Genomic DNA, 23246 nt, shown 5'->3' on the forward strand with positions numbered 1-23246 from the left:
GTGGTGCCGCCGGTCCGGCCGGGCCCTGGCCTGGGTTCCGTGCGGCGGGAAGGGGGGGGGGGGGCGGTGATGCGGCTGTTACGGAAGGGTCATAAAGCGGGCAATTGGCGACCCCATGGGCGTCGTGAAAAGCCTTGCCCGCCCCCTAAGCTGACCAGTCATGTTCGCTCCCCAGGGCCCCACCTTCCGGGAACTCGCCGTCCAGGCGCTGTCGTCCGTCGAGCGCGGCTACGACCTGCTCGCCCCGAAGTTCGACCACACTCCGTTTCGCACCCCCGAAGCGATCCTCGCGCCGGTGGCGGCCGTCCTCGGCGCACTCGGCCCCTTCGACCGCGGCCTGGACCTGTGTTGCGGCACCGGCGCGGGCCTCGGCGTCCTGAGAGAGGTGTGCCGCGACCAGGTCACCGGCGTCGACATCAGCGCCGGGATGCTGGCCGTCGCCGCCCGCGCCCATCCGCGGGCGCACCTGATCCGGGCCGACGCGCGGGCGCTGCCCCTGCGTGCCGCCTTCGATCTGGCCGTCAGCTTCGGCGCGTTCGGGCATTTCCTGCCCCGTGAACGCCCCGGCCTCTTCCGTCAGGTGTACGCGGCGCTGCGCCCCGGCGGCAGGTTCGCGTTCCCGGTGGTGGCGCCGTCCCGGCCCGGCAGCTCCGGATACCTCGCCCTGCTGGGCTTCGACACGGCGATGCGGGTGCGCAACGCCGTGTGGCGTCCGCCGTTCGTCATGTACTACCGCGGGTTCGGCCTCACGGACGTACGCCGGGAACTCGCGGCCGCCGGCTTCGGCGTCGAGTTGTACGCCCTGGAGGAGCTGGGCCGGCGGGCGAACGGCAGCCCGCGCTCCCGGCTCGTGGTGGCCACGAAATAGGCGCGAAGTAGGCGAGGAGGAGGAGCGGACGGGGCGCGGAGGGGGCGCGGAGGAGGGCGGCGCCTGAAGGGGCCCGCTTCGGGGAGCGGGGCCCCTTCACGCCGCCTCGGCCGCCCTCAGGGGGCCGGACAACAACTGCCGTCAGGAACAGGTGAGTTTGGGCGAGGCCCAGTCGGCGTGGTCGTAGTCGATGCCGTCACCCGCGTCCGTCACGACCAGCTCCAGCTCGCCGGCTCCGGCCAGGTCGGCGCCGATCGTCTTCGCCGCGTCCGCGCCGGTGACCCGGCCGCTGTCGGCGACCAGCGTCCCGTCCCGGTAGACCTGGAAGACGACCGACCCCTTCGCGCCCACCTCGTCGTCCAGACCCACGTCCGAGCTGAACGCGGTGCAGGTGCCGCCGAGGTAGTACGTCAGCGTGGACGAGGCGTGCGCGCCGAGGCCCTTGGTGTAGGTGGCACCGCCGACGGTGAGGGTCCCGCCGTCGGCGGCGGCCTGTTCCCCGTTGCTGCGGTCGCGCTCGACCGGCCCCCAGCCGTTGGCGGCCGACGTCCACGACAGGTCGCTGAGCTGGTGGAGCCCGGGCGCCGGCGGCACCCGGGGGCCCGGTGTGACCCGGTACATCACCGTTCCGTGCGCGGGCACCGAAGCGCCGATGGCGCCCGTGGTGCTGCTCGTCCGGTGCGACCACAGATCCCTGAGGGCGTACGAGGACGATCCGCCGAGCCCGATGGCGTCGATCGTCGTCGTCACCGTCCTGGTGGAGGCGGTCTCGTTGGTGAGCGTCACCGAACGGCCGCCGTCGGCAAGGGGTTTGGTCATCACTACCAGGCCGCCCGCGCTGGAGACCACCGTGCCCTGCTTGCCGAGCGGGTCCTGGTCGACGGCGATCACGTCGGTGTTCTTCAGGATCGCGAGGGTCGCCGCGCTCGGGGCACGCAGATCGCTGCCGATCAGCAGCGGGGCCGCCATCTGCGACCACAGGCTGAAGTGGGTGCGGTACTCGGTGTCGGTCATGCCACCGTTGCCGACCTCCAGCATGTCCGGGTCGTTCCAGCCGCCCGGGCCCGCGGCGGCCGCCAGGGGCTGGTTCTGGTGCGCGATGTTGATCATGCTGGACCAGGAGTCGCTGATGTCTCCCGTGGTCCGCCACGAGTTGCCGGTGCCCGACGCCCAGGTCCAGGGCTGGTTCTGGCCCCACTCGCAGATGCTGTAGAGAATGGGCCGGCCGGTGGCCTTGAGTGCGTCGCCCATCGCCGTGTAGCGCTGCTTGGCGTCGACGCCGTTGTTGTTGCAGTTGTCGTACTTGAGGTAGTCCACGCCCCAGGACGCCCACAGCTCGGCGTCCTGCCGCTCGTGCCCGAGGCCACCGGGGAAGCCCTGGGTGTCGCAGGTCTTGGTGCCCGCGCTGGAGTAGAGGCCGAACTTGAGCCCCTTGGCGTGCACGTAGTCCGCGACCGCCTTGATGCCGTGGGGGAAGCGCACCGGGTCGGGGACGAGGTTCCCGGCGGCGTCGCGGCTCGGCAGCGCCCAGCAGTCGTCGATGTTGACATAGGTGTAACCGACGGCCTTGAGACCCCGGGCCACGAAGGCGTCGGCGATGCCTTCGACCATCGCCTCATTGAATTCGGCCCGGCAGTGGGTCGAGTTCCAGTTGTTGAATCCCATCTGCGGGGTACGCGCCAGACCGTTGTCCACGGCCGCCGCCTCCGGTGCGGCCGTCACCTCCACGTTGGCCGTCAGACCGCCCGAGACGAGAGCGAGGGCGCCCAGGAAAGCGCCGAGACGGTGTCTGCAACTGTGCGGTTCGGTACTCAAGTGCGGCTCCAGTGGGGGTAATTGGCGCACAAGCGAACGGCGTCGAACGAAAGCAACCACATCTCAGCGGTCGACCCCGTGCATGTCAAGAGAAGGGGACGCCGTGTCGGGAACGCGCCCGGCACCGGCCGACGGGCCCGCGCGACCGTGCACGCGGGATGGGTAGGAACACGGGCGAAGACGACGGCACACGGCGCTGGAGCCGGGCCGCGGTGAGGAGAAAACAGAAGTGAAGCGCACAGGCCTGGTGGCCGCCCTTGTGGTGTTCGCGGCGGCAGCCGTGGTCCTCGCCGTGACCGTCGGGGCGTGGTGGTGGATCGCCGCGGGCCCGCTGCTCGCGCTGGCCGCGACCGGCACGTACGACCTCGTTCAGCGCCGCCACTCGGTGCTGCGCAACTATCCGGTCCTCGGCCACGCGCGGTTCCTGCTCGAAGCGATCCGCCCTGAGATGCAGCAGTACTTCATCGAGCGCGACTACGACGGCCGCCCCTTCGACCGCGACACCCGCTCCGCCGTGTACGAACGCGCCAAGGGCACCGCCGACCAGGACCCCTTCGGCACCGAGCTCGACGTCTACCAGCCGGGATACGAGTTCTTCGTGCACTCCGTCGCCCCGCATCCGGTCCCGGACCAGCCCGTGACCGTCCGCGTGGGCGGCCCCGACTGCACCAAGCCGTACGACATGGCGCTCCTGAACGTGTCGGCGATGAGCTTCGGCTCGCTGTCCGCGCCGGCCATCCTCGCCCTCAACCGGGGCGCCAAGGAGGGCGGCTTCGCCCACGACACCGGTGAAGGCGGCATCTCGGACCACCATCTGCGCTACGGGGGCGACCTGATCTGGGAGATCGGCACCGGCTACTTCGGCTGCCGCACCCCCGACGGCGACTTCGACCCCGCCGAATTCGCACGCAAGGCCGCCACCGAAAGCGTCCGCTGTGTCTCCCTGAAGCTGTCCCAGGGCGCCAAGCCCGGCAAGGGCGGTGTGCTGCCCGGCGCCAAGGTGTCCGCGGAGATCGCCCGGGTGCGTGAGGTGCCCGAGGGCAAGACGGTCATCTCGCCCAACCACCACCGGGCGTTCTCCACGCCGCGCGAACTGATCCGCTTCATCGGCCGGATGCGCGAACTCGCCGGCGGCAAGCCCACCGGGTTCAAACTGTGCGTCGGCAGCCGCCGCGACGTCCTCGCCCTGTGCAAGGCGATGCTGGAGGAGGACATCGCCCCCGACTTCATCGTGGTCGACGGCGCCGAGGGCGGCACCGGCGCCGCACCGGTCGAATTCGTCGACCATGTGGGTACGCCCTTGACCGACGGACTCTCCATCGTCCACAACGCCCTCGTCGGCACCGGCCTGCGCGACCGGGTGCGGATCGGGGCGAGCGGCAAGGTCGCCACCGGCTCCGACATCGTCAAGCGGCTGATCCAGGGCGCCGACTACACCAACGCGGCCCGCGCGATGATGTTCGCCGTCGGCTGCCTCCAGACCCAGCGCTGCCACACCAACCAGTGCCCCGTGGGGGTCGCGACGCAGGACCCCGAGCGCAGCCGCGCCCTCGTGGTCGAGGACAAGTACCGCCGGGTCCAGCGCTTCCAGCAGGCCACCGTGCACAGCGCCATGGAGATCATGGCCTCGCTCGGGGTGAGCGACCCCGCCCAGCTGCGCCCCCACATGCTGAGCCGCCGCACCTCCCACCACGCCGTCGCCACGTACGCCGAGCTCTACACCTGGCTGGAGCCGGGCCAGTTGCTCGCCCCGGCCACGCTGCCCGAGGAATGGGCCGGGGCCTGGAAGAGCAGCGACCCGGACTCCTTCACCGCCTGACGGTTCTCGCTCACGCCCGATTGGGAGTGACAGGGGCCGGGCCCTCCGGACATGAAACAGGGGCCGGGCCCGCGGGCCCGGCCCCGTCGCGTGATGCTCAGTCCGACCCGTCGAGCGCGAGCAGCGATGCCACCAGCCGGTCCACCTCCTCCGGCGTGTTGTACAGCGCGAACGAGGCGCGGGCGGCGGCCGTGAGGCCGTAGTGGGCGAGAGCGGGCTGCGCGCAGTGGTGGCCCGCGCGGACCGCGATGCCCTCCTGGTCGAGCCACGAGGCGATCTCCGCCGGATCCCGGCCCGCCACGGTGAACGTCAGGACAGCGATCCTGCCGGGTGCCGAACCCAGGATCTCCAGACCCGGCACCTTCCCCATCGCCTGCCGCGCGTACGCCGTGAGCGCCTCCTCGTACGCAGCGACCGCGGTCAGGTCGAAGGAGGTGAACCAGTTCAGCGCGGCGAGCAGCCCCGCCACGCCGGCGATGTGCCCGGTGCCGGCCTCCAGGAGATGGGGCGCGGGGGCGAACGTGGTGCGGTCGAAGGAGACCGAATCGATCATGTTGCCGCCGCCCTGCCAGGGCCGGAGCCCGGCGAGGACCTCCGGTTTGACGTAGAGCGCGCCGATGCCGGTCGGGGCGTACAGCTTGTGCCCCGAGAAGGCGTAGAAGTCGGCGTCGAGATCGGTCACGTCGACGGGCAGGTGGGCGACGGCCTGGGCACCGTCGACCAGGACCTTCGCCCCGTAGCGGTGGGCGAGCGCGGTCATCTCACGGACGGGCGGCACCGTGCCGAGCACGTTCGAGGCCTGGCTGACCGCGACGAGGCGGGTCCGTGAGGAGAGCAGGTCGGCGTAGGCGTCCTGGTCGATCTGCCCGTCCGCGAGGAGCGGCACCGGCACGACCCGGGCCCGGGTCTCCTTCGCCAGCAACTGCCAGGGGACGATGTTGGAATGGTGTTCGAGGACGGGCACGAGGATGTCGTCGCCGGGGCCGAGACGGGCTCGCCCCCAGCTCTGCGCGACCAGGTTGACGGCCTCCGTGGTACCGCGTACGAAGACGACGGAGTCGGGCGATGGCGCGCCGAGGAAGTCCGCGACGGCGGCGCGGCCCGCCTCGTACAGATCGGTGGCCTCGCGCGCCATGGTGTGCGCGCCGCGGTGGATGTTGGAGTTCGCCGCGCTGTAGTAGCCGGCGAGCGCCTCGATGACCTGACGGGGCTTCTGTGTGGTGGCGGCGTTGTCGAGCCAGACCAGCGGATGCCCGTTGACCGTGCGGTGCAGGATCGGAAAGTCCTTGCGCGCCGACTCGGGCGTGAACGCGCCCGGCGTCAGGCCGGGGAGATCGCTCCGCCGGTCTCCGGCCCGAGTCCCCTGTGCCGGCTGCCGCTCCTCGGGCCACCCGTACGGTGTCTGCCGCTCCTCGGCCTCAGGAATAGTCATGGTAGGTGGACACCTCGACGTTCTGGAGCACCGCGATGGCGTCCTCCACCAGGACGGCCGTGTTGAAGTAGGCGGTCATCAGATACGAGCTGATGCCCTTCTGGTCGACGCCCATGTTCCGCATGGACAGGCCCGGTTCGATCTCGTCGGGGACCGCGGACGGGCGCAGTCCGACCACGCCCTGCTCCGCCTCGCCCAGGCGCATGAGCAGGATCTCCGTGGTGCCGACGGCTGCGCCGCCGGAGAACCGCATCTTGTCGGAGGGCAGCAGCGGTACGCCACGCCAGGTGAGCAGCGGGCTGCCGAACCGGGTGTCGGTCACCGGCGGCACCCCACGGCGGGTGCACTCACGGCCGAACGCGGCGATCGCCCTCGGGTGGGCGACGAAGTACCCGGGCTGCTTCCACACCCGCGCGAGCAGTTCGTCGAGGTCGTCGGGGGTCGGCGACCCGGTGCGCGACTGCACGCGCTGGCCTGCCGATACGTTGTTCACGAGGCCGAACTCGGGGTGGTTGAGCAGAGCCGCCTCCTGCCGTTCGCGCAGCGCCTGCGCCGTCAGATTGGCCTGGGCCCTGGTCTGGTCGATGGGGCCGTTGTAGAGGTCCGCCACCCGGGTGTGAACGCGCAACACCGTCTGCGCCAGAGACATGTGGTACTCGCGCGGCGCGTCCTCGTAGTCGACGTAGGTGCCCGGCAGTTCGACCTCTCCGACGTGGCCCGAACAGAGGTCGATGGGTGCCTCGGAGCCCGGCCGCACGCCGTCGCCGGAGACGAACGCGTCCATCGCGTCCCTCAACCGGTCGTCCCGCGAGGTGAGTTGGCTGAGCGTGGCACGGTCGGCGCACAGAGCGGTGCCGGGCGTGAGCGCCTTGACCCGATAGGGCATGGGCTCGCCCCGGGTCCAGGCATCGAGGTCGAAGAACTGGCCGTCGCCCGCGACGTCGAGCAGCGCGTCCTCGCCGTACCTTCCGGTGACACGCTTCTCGGCGCGCCCCTGCACGAGCACCCACAGCCGCTCGGCCGGGTCCCCTTCCTGGACGAGGACCTGGCCGGCGTCGAACGTCACCGGCGCGAAGGCGGCGGCGAGTTCGTCGAGCGCCGCGTCGTCGGCGTCGCGCAAGTAGGGCAGCTCACGCAGGTCGCCGGCGATGACGCGCGGGGTGCCGTCGTCGTCGTACGTACTGATCCGGTCGTCACCCAGGATGAAGGAGCGACGGCGGTTGACGCGGTAGACGCCTGATTCGACATCGACCCAGGGCAGGGCGCGCAGCAGATAGCGCGGGGTCACCCCGCGCATTTGCGGAACGGTCTTGGTGGCGGTGGCGAGTTGCCTCGCGGTGTCGGGGCTCAGGCTCATCCGCTGGTTGTTCACAGGAACGTTCACCGGTACCTCCTCGACGGAACGTGACGAGGACCGATCGTGTTCCTGCAATAGGGACTCCGCAAGAGGCATGTGCCAGGGGCAGTCCTGAAATAGCGGGATTGGCGGCGGGAAAGCGTGCTGCGCCGCAGGTGGGGGCCGCCCTGATGGGCGGCGGACGCGACTCAATCCCAACTCGTCGCCTCTGCTGATAGATCCCTAAAGCCCGACTTATGGGAACACGTTTTCCCATCGGATTCTCGGAAAGCGTGCGGTGAATTACTTTTTCCCGGAGCTCCCGGGCAGGGGGGATCAGAGATTCCGGACGAAGAAAGATCGGCGATCGCGGACGAGGGAATATCCCGGATGGATGAAGATCCCGGAAGGGATCTCCTATCTCCCTCAACGGATCCGCGGAAAAGGCCTCGGAATGGATCAGCGGGCCGTGCGCTCCGCGACGGAAGCGTGCCATCCCGCCTTTTCCGCCGGGGGCTCCTGTTCGGTCGCGGGGGCGCTGTGGCCGCCCCGGGTGAAGAACCCGGCCAGGGGGAGGGTGGCGGCGCCCACGGTGACCGCGTCCGGGCCGAGCCGGCCGAGCTCGATGGTGACGCGCTCCGCCGGGTGACGCAGCGCGTAGGCGGTCGCGTGGCGGCGCACCGACTCCAGGATGTACGGGCCGAGTTGGAGCCCCGCCCAGCCGCCGATGAGGATGCGCTCCGGGTTGTAGAGGTTGATCAGATCGGAGAGGCCGGCGCCCAGGTACTCGGCGGTCTCCTCGATGACCGCACGGGCCGTGGCGTCGGCGGCAAGATGCTTGTCCGGGGGGAACGCGGCGGCGAGCAGCGCGGTCACCGCCGTCTCCTCGGAGGCCTGGGCGGACAGTTCGGCGCCCGCCTCGCGCCAGCGCTCGATGAGCGCCTCGGCGCCCGCGTACGCCTCCAGGCAGCCGAGCGCGCCGCACCGGCAGCGCCGGCCGCGTACGTGCACGGTGGTGTGGCCCCATTCGGCGGCGCTGCTGTGCGCGCCGCCGTAGATCGCACCGCCCGAGACGATGCAGGCGCCGACACCCGAGCCGAACAGGACGATCACCGCGTCGGTGGTGCCGCGCCCGCCGCCGAACCACATCTCGGCCTGGCCCAGCGTCTTGGCGCCGTTCTCGATGAAGTACCGCGTGTCGTCAGGGAGTTGAAGCGATGCGCGGAGCATGGACTCCAGGGGCACCGCCTCCCATCCGATGGTCTGGCCGTGCACCACGGCTCCGTCGGGGGAGCTGCGGTCGACGATGCCGGGCACGCCGACCCCCACACCGAGCAGCCGGGCGGGGTCGAGGCCGCTCTCGTGCAGGACGGTGGCCACGCCGTCGCGAATGTGGCCGACGATGTGCCCGACGTCGTAGCCTCCGACGTCCAACGACAGCTCCACGCGCGCCAGTTCGCGCAGTACGAGGTCGAACAGCTCGACCCTGACGCGGGTCTCGCCGACGTCCACGCCGATGAGATGGCCGCTGTCCGGGGCGACCCGGAGCAGGGTGCGGGGCCTGCCGCCGTCGGAGTCGACCACCCCGGCGTCCTCGACGAGGCCGTCGGCGGCGAGTTCGGCGACGACGTTGCTGATGGAACCCGAACTCAGCCCGGTGGCGGGGCCGAGTGCCTGGCGGCTCATGGGGCCGTCGAAATACAACCGCCTCAGCACCGCCCCGCGGTTGTCCCGGCGCAGGTCGCGGACGGTCCTTCTGTTCGGTGTGGCCATGTGGCTCCCTCCCTGCGTGCAACATACCGGTGCGCGAGTCGTCGGCTTACGGCATGGTACGCCTTAACTCACGTACTAAATTAAGGCATGAAGTCAGGCAGGGCGGTGCCCGGCCCCATCTGCGGGCGGGCATCGGCGGTCGTCACCGGTCGGGGGGCCCGGCGCCGGTGGCCGGCCGGGGGGCCGCCGGGGGGTCACGCCTCGTCGGAGTGTTCGAGCGGGACGCCGGTCACGTGCTGTACCAGGCGGTCGAGAAAGGCCTGCTGGCCCTGGACGAGCAGGCCGGCCGCCAGCTCGGGGGACAGCCACGCGAAACGGTCCATCTCGGGGAACGCCCGCACCGTGCCCGACCTGCGCGGCCACTCCATGGAAAAGGTACCCGGCACGGCGTCGGCCGGATCGAGGTCTGCTTCGACCGCCCACACCGTCACGGTCTTGCCGCCGCGCTGCACGATCTCGCCGAGCGGGAGCAGGTCACCCTCGGGCGGCGGCAGCCCCAGCTCCTCCTCGAACTCGCGCCGCGCCGCAGCCTCGGGCAGCTCATCGGCGCCGTACTCTCCTTTGGGCACCGACCAGGCGCCCGCCTCACGCCCCATGAAGAACGGGCCGCCCATGTGTCCGACCAGCACCTCGATGCCGTCCCCCACCGTGCGGTACAGCAGAAGCCCGGCACTGCGTTTTCCGCCCATGGCGCCAGTCTGAGGGTCCTGGGAGCGCGGCGCCATGGGGCGGTGGGGCGCACGGGGTTCCAGTTGATATGTATGGGTATTCGCACGCGCAGGAGGTGGTGCACATGGCGGATTCCGGGCGGGACGAGACGGCGGAGGAACGCGCCGACCGCAAGTGGGGTGATCTGCTCCAGGAGCTGAGGGTCGCGCAGACCGGCGTCCAGATCCTCTTCGGATTCCTGCTCGCGGTCGTGTTCCAGCAGCGTTTCACCTCACTGAGCTCCACCGACCGGACCATCTACGTGGTGACGGTGGTCCTGGGGGCGGCGACGACCGGGGCGCTCATCGGGCCGGTGTCCCTGCACCGTATGCTCGCGGGCCGGCGGCTCAAGCCGCAGACCGTGACCTGGGCCTCCCGGCTCACCGTGGTCGGCCTGGTGCTGCTCCTGTGCACGATGGCGAGTTCGCTGCTCCTGATCCTGCGCGTCGCGCTGCACAGCGCCCTCGCCCCCTGGCTGGTGGCCGGAGTGGTCTGCTGGATCGTCTGCTGCTGGTTCGTGCTGCCGGCTGTCGCGCACCGGCACTACCGCGACCGCGAGCCGTCCGACCAGTGAGGCCGCCTCCGGCCCTGCCGGTGGCGCCGGTCGGGCCGGCTGGGCGCACCCCTCAGGTGCGGGGCCGGCCCGAGTGCTTGGCGGAGACGGCGAGCGTGAAGGAGTGGCCGGCCGGGTCGGAGTAGACCCGCTCGTCCCGTGGGCCGTTGTTGTCCTTGGTGTCGACGGGCGTACCGCCCAGGGTGATCACCTCGCGTTCGGCGGCGTCCATGTCGCCGTACGCCACGACGATCCGCAGGTGCGCCTGTTGGGAGTTCTCGGGGCGCGGCCAGCTCGGCGGCGCGTACCCGTGGTCGCGGCGGATCGCCAGATGGACGCCTTGGCCGCCGACGACCTCGACGAAGTCGGAGTCGTGGCCGGTCTCGACTTCGCCGCCGAGCAACTTGGCGTAGAACTCCGCCAGTTCGACCGGTTCGGCGCAGTCCAGGACGAGGATGCTGGTCTTGGAAACACTCATGCGGGACGAGTTCCCCCGCGCGGCCGCGCCTAACACCCGCTGCCGCGCGGCCGCCGCGCCCGGCCGGCTTTCGCGTGGCCACCCCGTCGGCCCGCTTCCGGCGTGGCCCCGCCCGACCCGCTTCCGCGTCGCCGCCCCTCCCTCACCGGGTTACGCGTGAGGACGGGCGGCGGCCGAGGAGTTCGGCGAGGCCGCGCCGGGTCGCGGCCAGGACGACGCGGTCCTCGGGCCGCAGCACGTAGTTCGGCGGGATCCGCCAGACCAGGTCGCCGGGGCGGCGGGTCGCGCCGAGGTCGGGGACCCGGTCGGCGGGGGAGGAGGTGTCGAGGGCAAGGATCCGCCACGCGCCCTCGCGGAACGCCTCCTCGACGGTGCGGCCCACCAGTTGGCCGTGGCCTGCCACATCGACGGCCGCGAAGAGCAGCACTTTGCGCTCCACCGGGATGGCGCCCAGGATCTGACGCCCCATCATGGCGCCGGCGAAGGCGGGCGCCGCGAGGTGCGAGACGCTGCGGCTGCGGGTCATGGCCTGGGGGTGGGCGGCGCGCAGGGTGCGGTAGACGGCAGTGGCGAAGTCGTCGTCGTACAGGCGCATCACGACCCGCAGATCGGGCTTGACCGAGCGCGCGTACAGCGCCGCCTCCAGGTTGGTGGTGTCCGAACTGGTCAGCGCGAGCAGGGCGTGGGCCCGGTGTATGCGGGCGGATTCGAGGATGCCCTCCTGGGTGACGTCGCCGATGACCGTGGGCACCCGCAGCCGCCGGGCGAGAGCGATGCCGCGGGCCGCCGGGTCGGCCTCCACACAGACGACGGGGATGTTCAGCTCGCGCAGCCGCACCAGGACCCGGGCGCCGATCTTGCCCATGCCGAGCAGCACCACGTGCCCCGAGAGGCCGCGCGGGGGCCGGGACAGCGCGGAGGCGTTGCGGAACGTGCCGAGCCCTTCGAGGACGGCCGCGATCAGGACCGGCAGAAGGAGCAACCCGGTGAGCCCGGACAGGAGTTGGAGCACCTGGCGGCTCACCGGGGCGCCGACGGCGGGGTCGTCGATGGCGAAGATGTCGAGCAGGGTCAGATAGGCGGCGTGCAGCGGGTCGTCGCCCGTGGTGAGCCAGGTCGCGACGGCCAGGGCGACCACGGAGGCGACGACCCCGGCGAGCGACCAGCGCAGCCGGCGCGAGAACAGTCGGCCCAGTGGTGCGCCGAGGTCGGTGAGGCGGCCGGGCGACTGCACGGGGCCCGTGTAGGTGACGGTCTCCAGGACGACCCGGCCGCGGTGGCCGGCCTCGTCCAGCGAGCGTTCGTCGGGCAGCAGCCGGGGCCCCTCCGAACCGCTGCGGTCCGAACCCTCCGAGCCCGCGGGGTCGTTGGTGGTCGACGACAGCAGTGCCAGGGTGCACAGGCCGGGGTCGGTGACCTCGCCGCTGCCCGGCGGCGGCCGCTGCCCGGCCCGCAGTAGCACCCCGTCGGCATGGACGACCTTGCTGGTGCCGGCGAGCGCGGTGGCGGCGAGCGCGGGCGCCGCGGTGTCGGCGTCGGACAGGACGGTGGTGGAGGACTCGGCACCGGCCGGGCCCGGATCCGGCGTGGTCAGGGCCGCCGCCTGGTCGAGCAACTCCTGGAGATACTGGCCGAGTTTGCGGTTGTAGAGCCGGATGACGAGCCGGACGCGGGGGTTGAGGCGCCGGGCGACGAGGGCGGCCCGGATGTTGGTCTCGTCGTCACGGTGGACCAGCGCGAGCGCCGCGGCCCGCTCGACACCGGCCTCGACGAGCGCCGCGTCGGTCGGTTCCCGCGCTTCCAGGAGCCGGGCGCCGTGCTGTCCTTCCGGGCCGGCCGCCGGAGTACGCAGCATCGCCGACGACACCCGGCCGAACAGCGCGGAGGCCCGGGTCAGACCGCCCGCGGGGATCCGCGTGGCGGCGGCCCCGGTCTCCGGGGGCACGACGAGGACGACGAACTCCCCGTAGACATCGCGTAGTTCACCGGCAAGCCGATGGGCGAGGGCGTCGTCCCCGCTGACGATCATGTGACCGGCGGGCGGCCCGGTCCACGGCTGGGGCGCAGGTGACTGAGGAGGCAGAGAGGGCACGGGGAAACCTTGCCTCATCGAGGGGCGTCACGTCGACGGCCTCGTGGGGCGAGGGCCTGCCTGTGCGGTGCGGGCGAGAACTGCCCGTCGGGGGGAGAGACGAGTACTGCCCGTGGGGCGCGGGAGAGGACTGCCCGTCGGGCGCGGGAGAAGAGGACTGCCCCTGTGGTGCGGGCGAGAACTGCCTGTGTGGTGCGGACGAGGTCTGCCCGTGCGGTGCGGGCGAGAACCACCGAGCGGTCAACCGCCGCCCTCGGCGCGGCTGTTGTAGCGCAGCAGGTACTCGGCGAACCGGTCCAGGTCCTCCGGTGCCCAGTCGGCGAGCCGCTCGTGGAAGGCCTGACGGCGCAGCTCCGCCGCCTCCGCGAGCTTGGCGGTGCCCGCCGGAGTCAGCCGGAGCAACTGGATTCGCTGGTCGTCGGGGTCGCTGACGCGCTCGATGAAGCCGAGCTTCTCCAGGCCCGCGATCTGTCGGCTGATCGTCGATTTGTCGAGCAGGTAGTAGGCGGCCAGGTCGGTGGCCCGGCACCCCTGCTGGTCCTCCATGTGGGAGAGCAGCGTGAACGAGACGAGCGAGAGCTCCGGGTGCATCCGGGCGGCGGCGGCCCGGGCGCGCCGGGCGAACGCGGTCAGCTCACGCTGAATGGTGACGACCGACTGGTCTCGGCTGAGCACGACTGATCCCCTTTCCGGTCCACGAATCAGTTGTATAATACAACGTCGGACGGGGTGACGGGCTCACGCCACGCCCGACGGCGGACTCACGCGGGCCGCGGGTCGTCGGCGAGGGTGGCCAGTGCCTCGGTGAGCCAGCCGATCCAGAACGTCTCCAGCTCGATCCCGCCGCGCAGCACCAGATGACGCAGCCGGTCCTGTTCGCTGTCCCGCTCCGGCGGGAAGTCCTTCGCCTCGATCGCCCGGTACATGTCCAACTGGCCTTGGTGCAGGGCGAGATGGCGCTCCAGCTCGGCGTGGAGGCCGCCGGTGCCGAGCACCGCCGCCGCGCGCACGCGCAGCAGCAGCGGGTCCCGCATGGGCTTGGGGTCCTGGCCGGCCGCCGCCCACCGGGCGAGCTCGGAGCGGCCCGCGGGAAGCACCTCGTACTCCTTCTTCTGTCCGCGGGCCGGTGCGGCGGACGGCAGCGCGCGGATGAACCCGGAGTGCTCCAGCTTGCCCAGCTCGCGGTAGATCTGCTGGTGCGTGGCCGACCAGAAGTAGCCGATCGACTTGTCGAAGCGGCGCGTCAGCTCAAGCCCCGACGAGGGCTTTTCGAGCAGTGCGGTCAGGATCGCGTGCGGGAGGGACATGACCGCATCCTAGGTTCGGCCATGCCCCTCACGGCGTCCCGGCCCGTCAGAGCCGCGCGGCCAGCCGGGTGCCCTGGTCGATGGCGCGCTTGGCGTCCAGCTCGGCGGCGACGTCGGCGCCGCCGATCAGGTGCACCGTCGCGCCGGCCGCGCTCAGCTCCTCGTACAGGCCGCGCCGCGACTCCTGGCCCGTGCACAGCACCACCGTGTCGACGGGCAGCACGGACGACTCGCCGTCCACGGTGATGTGCAGGCCGTCGTCGTCGATGCGGTCGTAGCGCACGCCGGGGACCATGGTCACGCCGCGGTGCTTGAGCTCGGTGCGGTGGATCCAGCCCGTCGTCTTGCCGAGCCCCGCGCCGACCTTGGTGGTCTTGCGCTGGAGCAGATGGACCTGGCGCGGCGGCTTGGGCCGCTCGGGCCGGCGCAGCCCGCCGCGCTCGGCGTACGTGGTGTCGACGCCCCACTGGCGGAAGTAGGTCTCCGCGTCCAGGCTCGCCGCGTTCCCGCCGTCGGTGAGGTACTCGGCCACGTCGAAGCCGATGCCACCCGCGCCGACCACCGCGACCCGCTCGCCGACCGGCGCACCGTCGCGCAGGACGTCGAGGTAGGTGACGACGCTCGGGTGGTCGGAGCCGGGGATCTCGGGGGTGCGCGGGGTGACGCCGGTCGCGACGACGATCTCGTCGTACGCGCCGTCGGCCAACTCCGCCGCGGCTACCTCCGTGTTCAACTTGACGTCCACGCCGTGCAGTTCGAGTTGCGTACGGTAGTAGCGCAGCGTCTCGTCGAACTCCTCCTTGCCCGGCACCCGCTTGGCGATGTTGAGCTGGCCGCCGATGCGGTCGGCCGCGTCGAACAGGGTGACGGCGTGGCCGCGCCCGGCCGCCGACACGGCGAAGGCGAGCCCGGCCGGGCCCGCGCCGACCACGGCGAGCCGCTTGCGCACCTTGGTGGGGGAGAGCACCAGCTCGGTCTCGTGGCAGGCGCGCGGATTGACCAGGCAGGAGGTGATCTTCCCGCTGAACGTGTGGTCGAGGCAGGCCTGGTTGCAGCCGATGCAGGTGTTGATGGTCTCGGCGCGCCCCGCGCTCGCCTTGGCCACGAACTCCGGGTCGGCGAGGAAGGGCCGCGCCATCGAGACCATGTCCGCGCGCCCTTCGGCGAGCAACTGCTCGGCCACCTCTGGGGTGTTGATGCGGTTGCTGGTGATCAGCGGGATGGACACCGACCCCATGAGCTTCTTGGTGACCCAGGTGTACGCGCCGCGCGGCACCGAGGTCGCGATGGTCGGGATGCGCGCCTCGTGCCAGCCGACGCCGGTGTTGATGATCGTGGCACCGGCCGCCTCGATGGCACGGGCGAGCGTGACGACCTCCTCAAGGGTCGAACCTCCGGGCACCAGGTCGAGCATGGAGAGCCGGTAGATGAGGATGAAGTCGGTGCCGAGGCGCTCGCGTGTGCGGCGCACGATCTCGACGGGGAAGCGCATCCGGTTCTCGTACGAGCCGCCCCAGCGGTCGCTGCGCCGGTTGGTGGCGCCCGTGACGAACTCGTTGATCAGATAGCCCTCGGAGCCCATGATCTCGACGCCGTCGTAGCCGGCGGACTTCGCGAGTTCGGCGGCGCGCACGAAGTCCTCGACGGTCTGCTCGACCTCGTCGTCGCTCAGGGCGTTCGGCACGAAGGGGCTGATCGGCGCCTGGAGCGCGCTCGGCGCGACCAGGTCCTCGTGGTAGGCGTACCGGCCGAAGTGCAGGATCTGCATCGCGATCCGGCCGCCCTCGCGGTGCACCGCGTCCGTGACGGTACGGTGCTGCGCCGCCTCCGCCTCGGTGGTCAGCCGGGCGCCGCCCGGGTAGGGGCGGCCCGCGTCGTTCGGGGCGATGCCGCCGGTCACGATGAGGCCGACGCCGCCCCGGGCCCGCTCCGCATAGAACGCGGCCATCCGCTCGAACCCGTTCTCGGCCTCTTCGAGCCCGACGTGCATCGAGCCCATCAGCACCCGGTTGGGCAGCGTGGTGAACCCGAGGTCCAAAGGGCTCAGCAGGTGGGGGTACGCGGTCATGGGGGCGCCTCCGGGTGGGATGTCGTCGGCTCCGTTGTAGACCAGCCGACCCCTCTTATGCAACAAGTTGCATAACACTGAGGCGGCACTCACACCGTGGGCTCACCTCGCGTGCGCACCCGGTGGGCCCGTACGCGGGGTGCGCCGGGTACGCAGGGGTGCGCGGGGTGCGCGGGTCCGGCGATCACACCCAGGGTGGGGGTCCCTCGGGGATGAGCTGGTGCACGTCGAAGAGCACCGCCGCCTCCACGCCCATCGCCGAACCCGCCGCGCGGGCGATCCACGTCAGGAACGGCCGCGGGGCGAAGGCGTCCGCTTCCGCGCCGAGCCCCTTGGTGTACTCCGCGTGCGCCGCCAGTGAGGCGATGCCGCGCTCCAGCGGCTCTCCTGTCACCGCCACGCCGTGCGTGGGCCGCTCCGCCCCCGCGAACGCGACGAACCGCACCCCGGACCAGGGTTCCAGGCCCTCCTCGGTGAGCTCGGGGAAGATCCAGCGGTTTCCTGCGTCCCGTGCGGCGTCGAGCACGGCGAGCCCGACGGCGCGGTGGTCGGCCTGGTTGACGAGCCCGCCGATCATCCGCACGGTGTACGCGCCGGAGAGCACCACCTCGGGGCGGGTCCTGCGGATGACCCGCACGATGTCGCGGCGCAGGTTCGTTCCGTACTCGACGGCACCGTCGCGGTGACCGAGGAACTCGACATCCATGACTCCGACCTCGCGGGCCCCGGCCCGTTCCTCCTCCTCACGCAGGGGGGCGGCCCGGTCCGGAGGCACCGCGTCGATGCCGGCCTCCCCGCGGGTGGCCAGCAGATACGCGACCTGTTTGCCCTGCGTGGTCCAGCGGGCGACGGCGGACGCCGTGCCGTACTCGATGTCGTCCGGATGCGCCACGACGGCCAGTGCCCGGGTCCAGTCCTCCGGCAGCGGGGGAAGCGGAGGTCCGCCGGTGCCGCCCAGCTCGTTGAAGGCACTCATGTCCTCATGATGACCCCGCCACGCCCCCCACCGACACCGGACGCGCCACCCCGGCGGGGGCTCCGCTCCCACCCCCTTCACACCCGAAGGGCGCTCGCCCCCAGCCGCCGGACGGTGCCGGGCGGCACCGGGGAGCTGGGGGCGCGGGGAACCCCGCGGGCTGGACTGCGATGGACCCAGCCGCGCCGCGAGCAGCCCCTCACGCCTTCCGGTACTCGTACGCCTCCGACGCCGCCGCCTCCACCGCCGCCATGTCCGCCCCCGCCGACGCACTCACCACCGCCGCCACCGCCCCCTCCACGAACGGCGCGTCCAACAGCCGTGTTCCGGGCGGGAGTTCGTCGCCCTCTGCCAGCAGCGCCTTGACCGTGAGGACGGCGCTGCCGAGGTCGACCAGGACGGCCACGCCCGCGCCCCGGTCGACGGATTCGGCCGCCGCCACGATGCGTTCCGCGCTGGTGCCGAGCCCGCCGTCGGGCAGGCCGCCCGCGGGTGCCACGGGGGCGGTGACCCCGCCCCCCGCGAGGCCCCGGGCCAGCTCGGCGACGGCCGCCGCGACCGCCGCGCTGTGCGACACGAGCACCACGCCGACCAGCGGCTCGGCCCCGCTCACGCGGCGGCCTCCACGAGCGCGCCGACGAGCAGCGCCGCCGAGGTCGCGCCCGGATCCCGATGGCCCACCGACCGCTCGCCGAGATAGCTGGCCCGTCCCTTGCGGGCACGCAGCGGCACGGTCGCGAGCGCCCCGGCCTCGGCAGCCGCGGCCGCCGCCGCGAAGGACGTCCCGAGCGCCTCGACGGCCGGCTCCAGCGCGTCCAGCATCGTCTTGTCGCCGGCCGCCGCCCCGCCCAACCGGGCGACCGCGGCCACCCCCGCCCCGAGTGCCTCGGCGAGCTGCGCCCGGGTCACCTCGGCCGTGTCCCCGAGCGCCTTGCCCGTAGACCGCAGCAGCGTCCCGTACAGCGGGCCCGAGGCCCCACCCACCGTGGAAATCAACCGCCGTCCGGCGAGGGCGAGTACGGCCCCCGGCGTGTCCGGGGTCTCCTTGTCGAGCGCCGCCGTCACGGCGGTGAAGCCGCGCCGGAGATTGGCGCCGTGGTCGGCGTCGCCGATCGCCGAGTCGAGATCGGTGAGCCGGGTCTCCTCCCGGCTCACCGAGGCGGCGGTGGCGGACATCCAGCGGGACATGAACGCGGCGTCGAGCACGGACTCTCCTTCACTCATGGGTCAGCAACCCCAGCGCAGCGAGGGCGTGTTGACCGGCGCGTCCCACAACCGGAGGAGCTCCTCGTCGACTTGACACAGCGTCACCGAGCATCCCGCCATGTCGAGCGATGTCACGTAGTTCCCCACGAGCGTACGGGCCACGGGGACACCGCGTTCGGCGAGCACCCGGTGCACCTCGGCGTTGAATCCGTACAGTTCGAGCAGGGGAGTGGCGCCCATCCCGTTGACGAGCAGCAGGACGGGGCTGGTCGGCCGCAGATCGTCGAGGACGACGTGCACCGCGTAGTCCGCGATCTCCCGTGAGGTCATCATCGCCCGCCGCTCGCGCCCCGGCTCGCCATGGATGCCGACACCCAACTCCAGCTCGCCCTGCGGGAGTTCGAAGGTCGGGCTGCCCTTGGCCGGGGTCGAGCAGGCGCTCAGCGCCACCCCGAAGCTGCGCGCGCTCGCGTTGACCTGCCGGGCGATCGCCTCGACCCGCTCCAGCGGGGCGCCCTCCGCTGCGGCGGCCCCCGCGATCTTCTCGACGAACAGGGTGGCGCCGGTGCCGCGCCGCCCGGCCGTGTAGGTGCTGTCGGTGACCGCGACGTCGTCGTCGACCAGGACCTTGGCGACGGTCACCCCTTCGTCCTCGGCCAGTTCGGCCGCCATGTCGAAGTTGAGGACGTCACCGGTGTAGTTCTTGACGACGAACAACACTCCGGCCCCGCCGTCGACGGCCGCGGCGGCCCGCACCATCTGATCCGGGACGGGCGAGGTGAACACCTCGCCGGGACAGGCGGCGGCCAGCATCCCGGGCCCCACGAACCCGGCGTGCAGCGGCTCGTGACCCGAACCGCCGCCCGACACGAGGGCCACCTGCCCGGCCACGGGCGCGTCCCGCCGCACCACCACCCGGTTCTCCACGTCGACGGTGAGCGAGGGATGCGCGGCGGCGATTCCGCGCAGCGCGTCGGCGACGACGCTCTCGGGCACGTTGATGAGCATGTTCACCATGACCTCCAGGCGAGGCGTGCGAAGTGTGACGGCCCCCAGTATCACGCGCACCCCGGCCTGCGGGCAGGCGGACCGGCGCCCGGCGCACCGGCGAAGGCCGGGTCAGAGCGGCCGCAGCATGCGCCGGCGGGTCGCCTTCTCGATGACGTCGGGCTGATTGCTGATGATGCCGTCGACGCCCAGCTTCACCAGAGCGGCGGCGGCACCCGCGCTGTCGACGGTCCAGGGGTTGACCCGCATCCTCGGCCAGTGCGGGCTCTTGAGCGCGTGCACCGCCTCGACGTACGCGGCCGTCACCGCACGCTGCTCGGGGTTGATCTCGTCGACGTACGCGGCGTACTGCCCCAGCCGGGCGGCGGGCGGGGAGCCCAGGAGACCGGTGCGCACCGCCGGGCGCAGCCGGTGCGTGGTGCGCAGAGCGGGCGCGCTGAAGCTCTGGACGATCAGTCGCCGGGTGACATGCGGTCCGTCGAGCCAGCCGGCCCGGCCGAGGGCGTCCAGGGTCTGACGCTCGATGCCCGGATAGAGCTCGGGCTGCTTCAGTTCGAGCAGGAGATTCTGGTCGGTACGGTCGAGCAGGCCGAGGTACTCCTGGAGCGTGGGGACGCGTTCGCCCCGGAAGCGCGGCGCGAACCAGCCACCCGCGTCGAGCGTCTTGATCTCGGCCAGGGTGAACGAACCCACCGCCCAGGGCGAGCGTCCCGGGTAGCGCTGCTCGACGTCGGTCGTGCGGTCCAGGGTGGTGTCGTGGATGACGACGAGCGCCCCGTCGCGGGTGCGCTGGACGTCGTTCTCCACCCAGTCGATGCCGAGACTCGCGGCGCTGCGCACCGAGCGGAGGGTGTTCTCCGGGGCGTGGGCCGGGGCGCCGCGGTGTCCGAAGACGGTGATGTGCCCGGCGGCCGGCGCGGCAGGCGCGGCTCGCGGCGAGGAGGCGGGCAGGGCCAGGGCGAGGACTCCGCAGAGCGCGCCGAGGACGGTGAACACAGTGGTGCGGTGACGCATGGGCATTCCTCACGACGTCTCGGATCGTCGTGCGTGAGGGTGCCAGTGCGCGGGGCGCGTCCGTGGTCGCGCCGGGGGACAATGGCCGATAATGCGGCAGCGTTCCCCGGTGCGGGTGGCTCCGGTTCGGTCAGAAGGCCCAACGGCGAGCAGATGAGCGGCCGGGGTCCCGGGTCACTCCTTGCCCTCGTAACGCCGCTCGAAGCGGGCGATCCGGCCCTCCGTGTCGACGGTCCGCGCCTTGCCCGTGTAGAAGGGGTGGCTCTCGGCGGAGATCTCCACGTCGATGACCGGATAGGTGTTGCCGTCGTCCCAGTCGATGGTCTCCTCGCTCGTCGCGGTCGACCGGGTCAGAAAGGCGAATCCGGCGGCGCGGTCACGGAAGACGACCGCCTGGTACGGGGGCTGCTTGTCGCGCTGCATGGGGGCTCCGGGGTGTCGGTCAGGTGTCACGCGCGAGCCGATGCCGTCGGGTTCGCGTCGCGACAGGGTCAGGTCTCTCCGAACCCGTCGAGGTTCTCCGTGTCGTCCTCGTCGACGACGTGCATGGCCGCCTCTTCGGCGGAGGAGGCGGCGCCGTCCAGGCCCACGTCCGTGGCGAGCAGCCGGGTCTCCTCGTCGGGGTGCGCGCCCTGGTCGGGGGCGACGAGCCGTCCGGCGCGTACGCCGCCCACCTCGTTGTCGCGGGGCTCGCCGTCGGTGTCCCAGGTGTCGCCCATGCCGTCGCCTTCGGCCGTGGACACCTCGGGGACCTCGTCGAAAAGGCGTTGGTCCATGCTCTCGCCGTGCAGCCGCTCGGCGGCCGTCACGCCGGGGCGCTCCACGGCCCAGGGGCGCTCGGGCGGCGAGTAGCCCGTGTCGAGGGGGTCGGCGGGGCCGTCGTCCAGGGTGTCCTCGGTGCCCAGGATGCCTTCGTCGTCCTGTACCTCGGAGCCGTCGGGCTGGTAGACGTCGTCCCCCCACGTCTCACTGTCGACCACGGCTACCTCCTGGGTTGCGACCAGTGGTGCGCACGCTGCGGGGTCCGGCCCGGCCTGCGTTTCCAGTTTCGGTCCGCGCGGCGCCGACGACCACCGCACGCGAGCCGGGCGGGTGACCCGCCCACCACTTTGAACGCGTTCAAGTCTGTACGGTAGAGTCGCTTCCACATTCGAGGGGGCGCCATGAAGATAGTGATTCCCGGCGGCACCGGGCAGGTCGGCTCGATCCTGGACCGGGCGCTCACCGCCGCAGGCCACGACGTCGTGATCCTCACGCGGCGCCCGCGCGGCCCGCGCGAGGTGGCCTGGGACGGCGAGACCCCGGGCGCGTGGACGGACGTGATCGACGGCAGTGATGTCGTGGTCAACCTGGCCGGGCGCAGCGTGAGCTGCCGCTACACCGAGGCCAATCTGCGGGCCATGATGGACTCGCGTGTGCGCTCGGCCCGGGTGGTCGGGGAGGCCATCGGCGCCGCCGCGCGCCCGCCGAAGCTCTGGCTCCAGATGAGTACCGCGACCGTCTACGCGCACCGCTTCGACGCCGCCAACGACGAGGCGCGGGGGATCGTGGGCGGCGCCGAGCCCGGCGTCCCCGGTTACTGGGCCTTCAGCGTGGAGATCGCCAAGGCCTGGGAGGCGGCGCAGGAGAAAGCGGCGACGCCGGACACCCGCAAGGTCGCCCTGCGCTCCGCGATGGTGATGAGCCCCGACCGCGGAGGTGTCTTCGACGTACTCCTGAAAATGGCGCGGCTCGGTCTCGGTGGCCCGGTCGCGGGCGGAGCCCAGTACGTGTCCTGGATCCACGACCGCGACTTCGTCCGTGCGGTGGACTTCCTCGTCGAGCGCGAGGACCTCGCGGGGCCGGTCAACCTGGCCGCTCCCGCCCCGCTGCCGCAGCGCGCGTTCATGCGGTCCCTGCGCGGAGCCCGGGGCGTCCCGGTGGGGCTGCCCGCCACCAAGTGGATGGCCGAACTCGGCGCGTTCGCCCTGCGCTCGGACACCGAGCTGCTCCTCAAGAGCCGCCGCGTGGTGCCCGGCCGCCTCCTGGACGCGGGCTTCGCCTTCGAGTACCCCGAGTGGCCGGGGGCCGCCGCCGATCTGGTCCTGCGGGCGCGAGCCGATCGGCGGCGCGGGGGAGTCGGCTAGGTTCTGTCCGGTGCGCTACTTCGTCAGGAAGCGGGATGCCCCCGACGGCAAGCCGGATGCCCCGGACGGCCACGCGCAGCGGCTTCCCGCCGTGGCGCTCTTTTAGCGGGCCCGGAAACCGAAAGGCAACCTCGACAGGGCTGTCATGAGCGGGGGAGCCGGCCGCGGCGGCGTGCGAACCCGGCGAGCACGAGCAGCCACGCCGCGAAGGCAGCCCACAGGACGACCTCGCCGAGCGTGCGCAGCCAGGGGATTCCGGCGACCTGCGAGGCGGTCAGGGCGGCGACGGCGGTCATGCCGAGCGGGAAGACCGTGGACCAGCGCCGGATGTCGTAGCGCGGCCGGGGGCTGCGTACCTCGGCGACGAGCAGCGCCGCGCACGCGGCGAGGTTGACGGCGAGCAGGGCCAGCGTGGTCGTGCGCAGGGCGCTATGCGCGGCGCCCGTCCACAGCGGTGACGCGGTGAGTTTCGCTGCGGCGAGCGCCGAGATGGCCGGCGCGCCTCCGGCGATCCACTGGTCGCCCGCGCCCGTACGCACCTCGCGGAAGTCGAACCGGACCAGCGCCTCCCCGTAGAGGAAGATCCCGAGGCCGAACGCGACCAGGGCGGCGGCGGGGGGGCCGGGCCCCCCCGCCGGCCCGGGGGGCCGGGGGGCCGGGCCCCCCG

At 72.2% G+C, this 23246-nt stretch carries 21 protein-coding genes and 1 pseudogene; 4 read left to right on the forward strand and 18 right to left on the reverse strand.

Annotated features, from left to right (window positions below):
• Positions 1–160: 160 nt before the first annotated feature.
• Entirely contained in the window at positions 161–868 is a 708-nt protein-coding gene (locus AB0D31_RS32290; protein WP_362729720.1) for a class I SAM-dependent methyltransferase, read from the forward strand.
• A gap of 141 nt (positions 869–1009) precedes the next feature.
• On the opposite strand, the gene AB0D31_RS32295 is transcribed toward AB0D31_RS32290, so the two are convergent.
• Positions 1010–2608, reverse strand: coding sequence for an NPCBM/NEW2 domain-containing protein (locus tag AB0D31_RS32295; protein ID WP_362729754.1), 1599 nt, complete (start codon positions 2606–2608; stop codon positions 1010–1012).
• A 304-nt stretch (positions 2609–2912) separates the two neighbouring features.
• Here AB0D31_RS32295 and AB0D31_RS32300 point away from each other — a divergent pair, with 304 nt between their 5' ends.
• Complete coding sequence (locus AB0D31_RS32300; RefSeq protein ID WP_362729722.1) at positions 2913–4502, forward strand: FMN-binding glutamate synthase family protein; 1590 nt, start codon at positions 2913–2915, stop codon at positions 4500–4502.
• Positions 4503–4599: 97 nt separating this feature from the next.
• On the opposite strand, the gene AB0D31_RS32305 is transcribed toward AB0D31_RS32300, so the two are convergent.
• The 4 genes from AB0D31_RS32305 to AB0D31_RS32320 form a co-directional block, all read right to left on the reverse strand.
• Positions 4600–5934, reverse strand: a complete 1335-nt coding sequence (locus AB0D31_RS32305; protein WP_362729724.1) for a cysteine desulfurase — start codon at positions 5932–5934, stop codon at positions 4600–4602.
• Positions 5921–7291, reverse strand: a complete 1371-nt coding sequence (locus AB0D31_RS32310; RefSeq protein WP_362729756.1) for a family 2B encapsulin nanocompartment shell protein — start codon at positions 7289–7291, stop codon at positions 5921–5923. The genes AB0D31_RS32305 and AB0D31_RS32310 overlap by 14 nt, the downstream gene beginning before the upstream one ends.
• A gap of 438 nt (positions 7292–7729) precedes the next feature.
• Complete coding sequence (locus AB0D31_RS32315; protein ID WP_362729726.1) at positions 7730–9043, reverse strand: ROK family transcriptional regulator; 1314 nt, start codon at positions 9041–9043, stop codon at positions 7730–7732.
• A 194-nt stretch (positions 9044–9237) separates the two neighbouring features.
• The gene (locus AB0D31_RS32320) at positions 9238–9732 is read right to left on the reverse strand and encodes an NUDIX domain-containing protein (RefSeq protein WP_362729728.1); all 495 of its coding nucleotides are present in this window, start codon (positions 9730–9732) and stop codon (positions 9238–9240) included.
• A gap of 104 nt (positions 9733–9836) precedes the next feature.
• On the opposite strand from AB0D31_RS32320, the gene AB0D31_RS32325 reads away from it, so the two are divergent.
• Positions 9837–10325: a DUF6328 family protein gene (locus AB0D31_RS32325; protein ID WP_362729730.1), complete on the forward strand. Its 489-nt coding sequence runs from the start codon at positions 9837–9839 to the stop codon at positions 10323–10325.
• 52 nt (positions 10326–10377) lie between these two features.
• Here the strand turns inward: AB0D31_RS32325 and AB0D31_RS32330 are convergent, their stop codons facing one another.
• The 12 genes from AB0D31_RS32330 to AB0D31_RS32385 all read right to left on the reverse strand — a co-directional run bounded on the left by AB0D31_RS32330 (position 10378) and on the right by AB0D31_RS32385 (position 21433).
• Positions 10378–10782 (reverse strand): VOC family protein, encoded by a 405-nt coding sequence (locus tag AB0D31_RS32330; protein ID WP_362729732.1) that lies wholly within the window; start codon positions 10780–10782, stop codon positions 10378–10380.
• A 142-nt stretch (positions 10783–10924) separates the two neighbouring features.
• Positions 10925–12811 (reverse strand): NAD-binding protein, encoded by a 1887-nt coding sequence (locus tag AB0D31_RS32335; protein WP_362729734.1) that lies wholly within the window; start codon positions 12809–12811, stop codon positions 10925–10927.
• A 303-nt stretch (positions 12812–13114) separates the two neighbouring features.
• Positions 13115–13549 (reverse strand): MarR family transcriptional regulator, encoded by a 435-nt coding sequence (locus AB0D31_RS32340; RefSeq protein ID WP_362729736.1) that lies wholly within the window; start codon positions 13547–13549, stop codon positions 13115–13117.
• An 86-nt stretch (positions 13550–13635) separates the two neighbouring features.
• A complete protein-coding gene (locus AB0D31_RS32345) occupies positions 13636–14181 on the reverse strand; it encodes a PadR family transcriptional regulator (protein ID WP_362729738.1) in 546 nt (181 codons plus the stop codon).
• Positions 14182–14227: 46 nt separating this feature from the next.
• Entirely contained in the window at positions 14228–16249 is a 2022-nt protein-coding gene (locus tag AB0D31_RS32350; RefSeq protein WP_362729740.1) for an NADPH-dependent 2,4-dienoyl-CoA reductase, read from the reverse strand.
• Between the two features lie 184 nt (positions 16250–16433).
• Entirely contained in the window at positions 16434–17225 is a 792-nt protein-coding gene (locus AB0D31_RS32355; protein WP_362729742.1) for a PIG-L deacetylase family protein, read from the reverse strand.
• Between the two features lie 199 nt (positions 17226–17424).
• On the reverse strand, positions 17425–17838 hold the full coding sequence (locus AB0D31_RS32360) for a PTS fructose transporter subunit IIA (RefSeq protein WP_362729744.1): 414 nt from the start codon (positions 17836–17838) through the stop codon (positions 17425–17427).
• Positions 17835–18431 carry a dihydroxyacetone kinase subunit DhaL gene (dhaL, locus tag AB0D31_RS32365; RefSeq protein WP_362729758.1) on the reverse strand — a complete coding sequence of 199 codons (597 nt, stop codon included), beginning with the start codon at positions 18429–18431 and terminating at the stop codon, positions 17835–17837. The genes AB0D31_RS32360 and dhaL overlap by 4 nt, the downstream gene beginning before the upstream one ends.
• Before the next feature lie 21 nt (positions 18432–18452).
• Positions 18453–19445 carry a dihydroxyacetone kinase subunit DhaK gene (gene dhaK / locus AB0D31_RS32370; protein ID WP_362729760.1) on the reverse strand — a complete coding sequence of 331 codons (993 nt, stop codon included), beginning with the start codon at positions 19443–19445 and terminating at the stop codon, positions 18453–18455.
• 105 nt (positions 19446–19550) lie between these two features.
• A complete protein-coding gene (locus AB0D31_RS32375; protein ID WP_362729746.1) occupies positions 19551–20453 on the reverse strand; it encodes a glycerophosphodiester phosphodiesterase family protein in 903 nt (300 codons plus the stop codon).
• A gap of 174 nt (positions 20454–20627) precedes the next feature.
• Positions 20628–20876: a type B 50S ribosomal protein L31 gene (locus AB0D31_RS32380; RefSeq protein ID WP_362729748.1), complete on the reverse strand. Its 249-nt coding sequence runs from the start codon at positions 20874–20876 to the stop codon at positions 20628–20630.
• Positions 20877–20944: 68 nt separating this feature from the next.
• Positions 20945–21433 carry a DUF5709 domain-containing protein gene (locus tag AB0D31_RS32385; protein ID WP_362729750.1) on the reverse strand — a complete coding sequence of 163 codons (489 nt, stop codon included), beginning with the start codon at positions 21431–21433 and terminating at the stop codon, positions 20945–20947.
• Between the two features lie 183 nt (positions 21434–21616).
• Here AB0D31_RS32385 and AB0D31_RS32390 point away from each other — a divergent pair, with 183 nt between their 5' ends.
• Positions 21617–22579 carry a TIGR01777 family oxidoreductase gene (locus AB0D31_RS32390; RefSeq protein WP_362729752.1) on the forward strand — a complete coding sequence of 321 codons (963 nt, stop codon included), beginning with the start codon at positions 21617–21619 and terminating at the stop codon, positions 22577–22579.
• 143 nt (positions 22580–22722) lie between these two features.
• Here AB0D31_RS32390 and AB0D31_RS32395 read toward each other — a convergent pair.
• A pseudogene (locus AB0D31_RS32395) lies at positions 22723–23246 on the reverse strand (hypothetical protein); the annotation flags it as partial.

The organism is Streptomyces sp. NPDC048361 (assembly GCF_040651795.1).
In the GTDB taxonomy this organism is placed as follows: domain Bacteria; phylum Actinomycetota; class Actinomycetes; order Streptomycetales; family Streptomycetaceae; genus Streptomyces.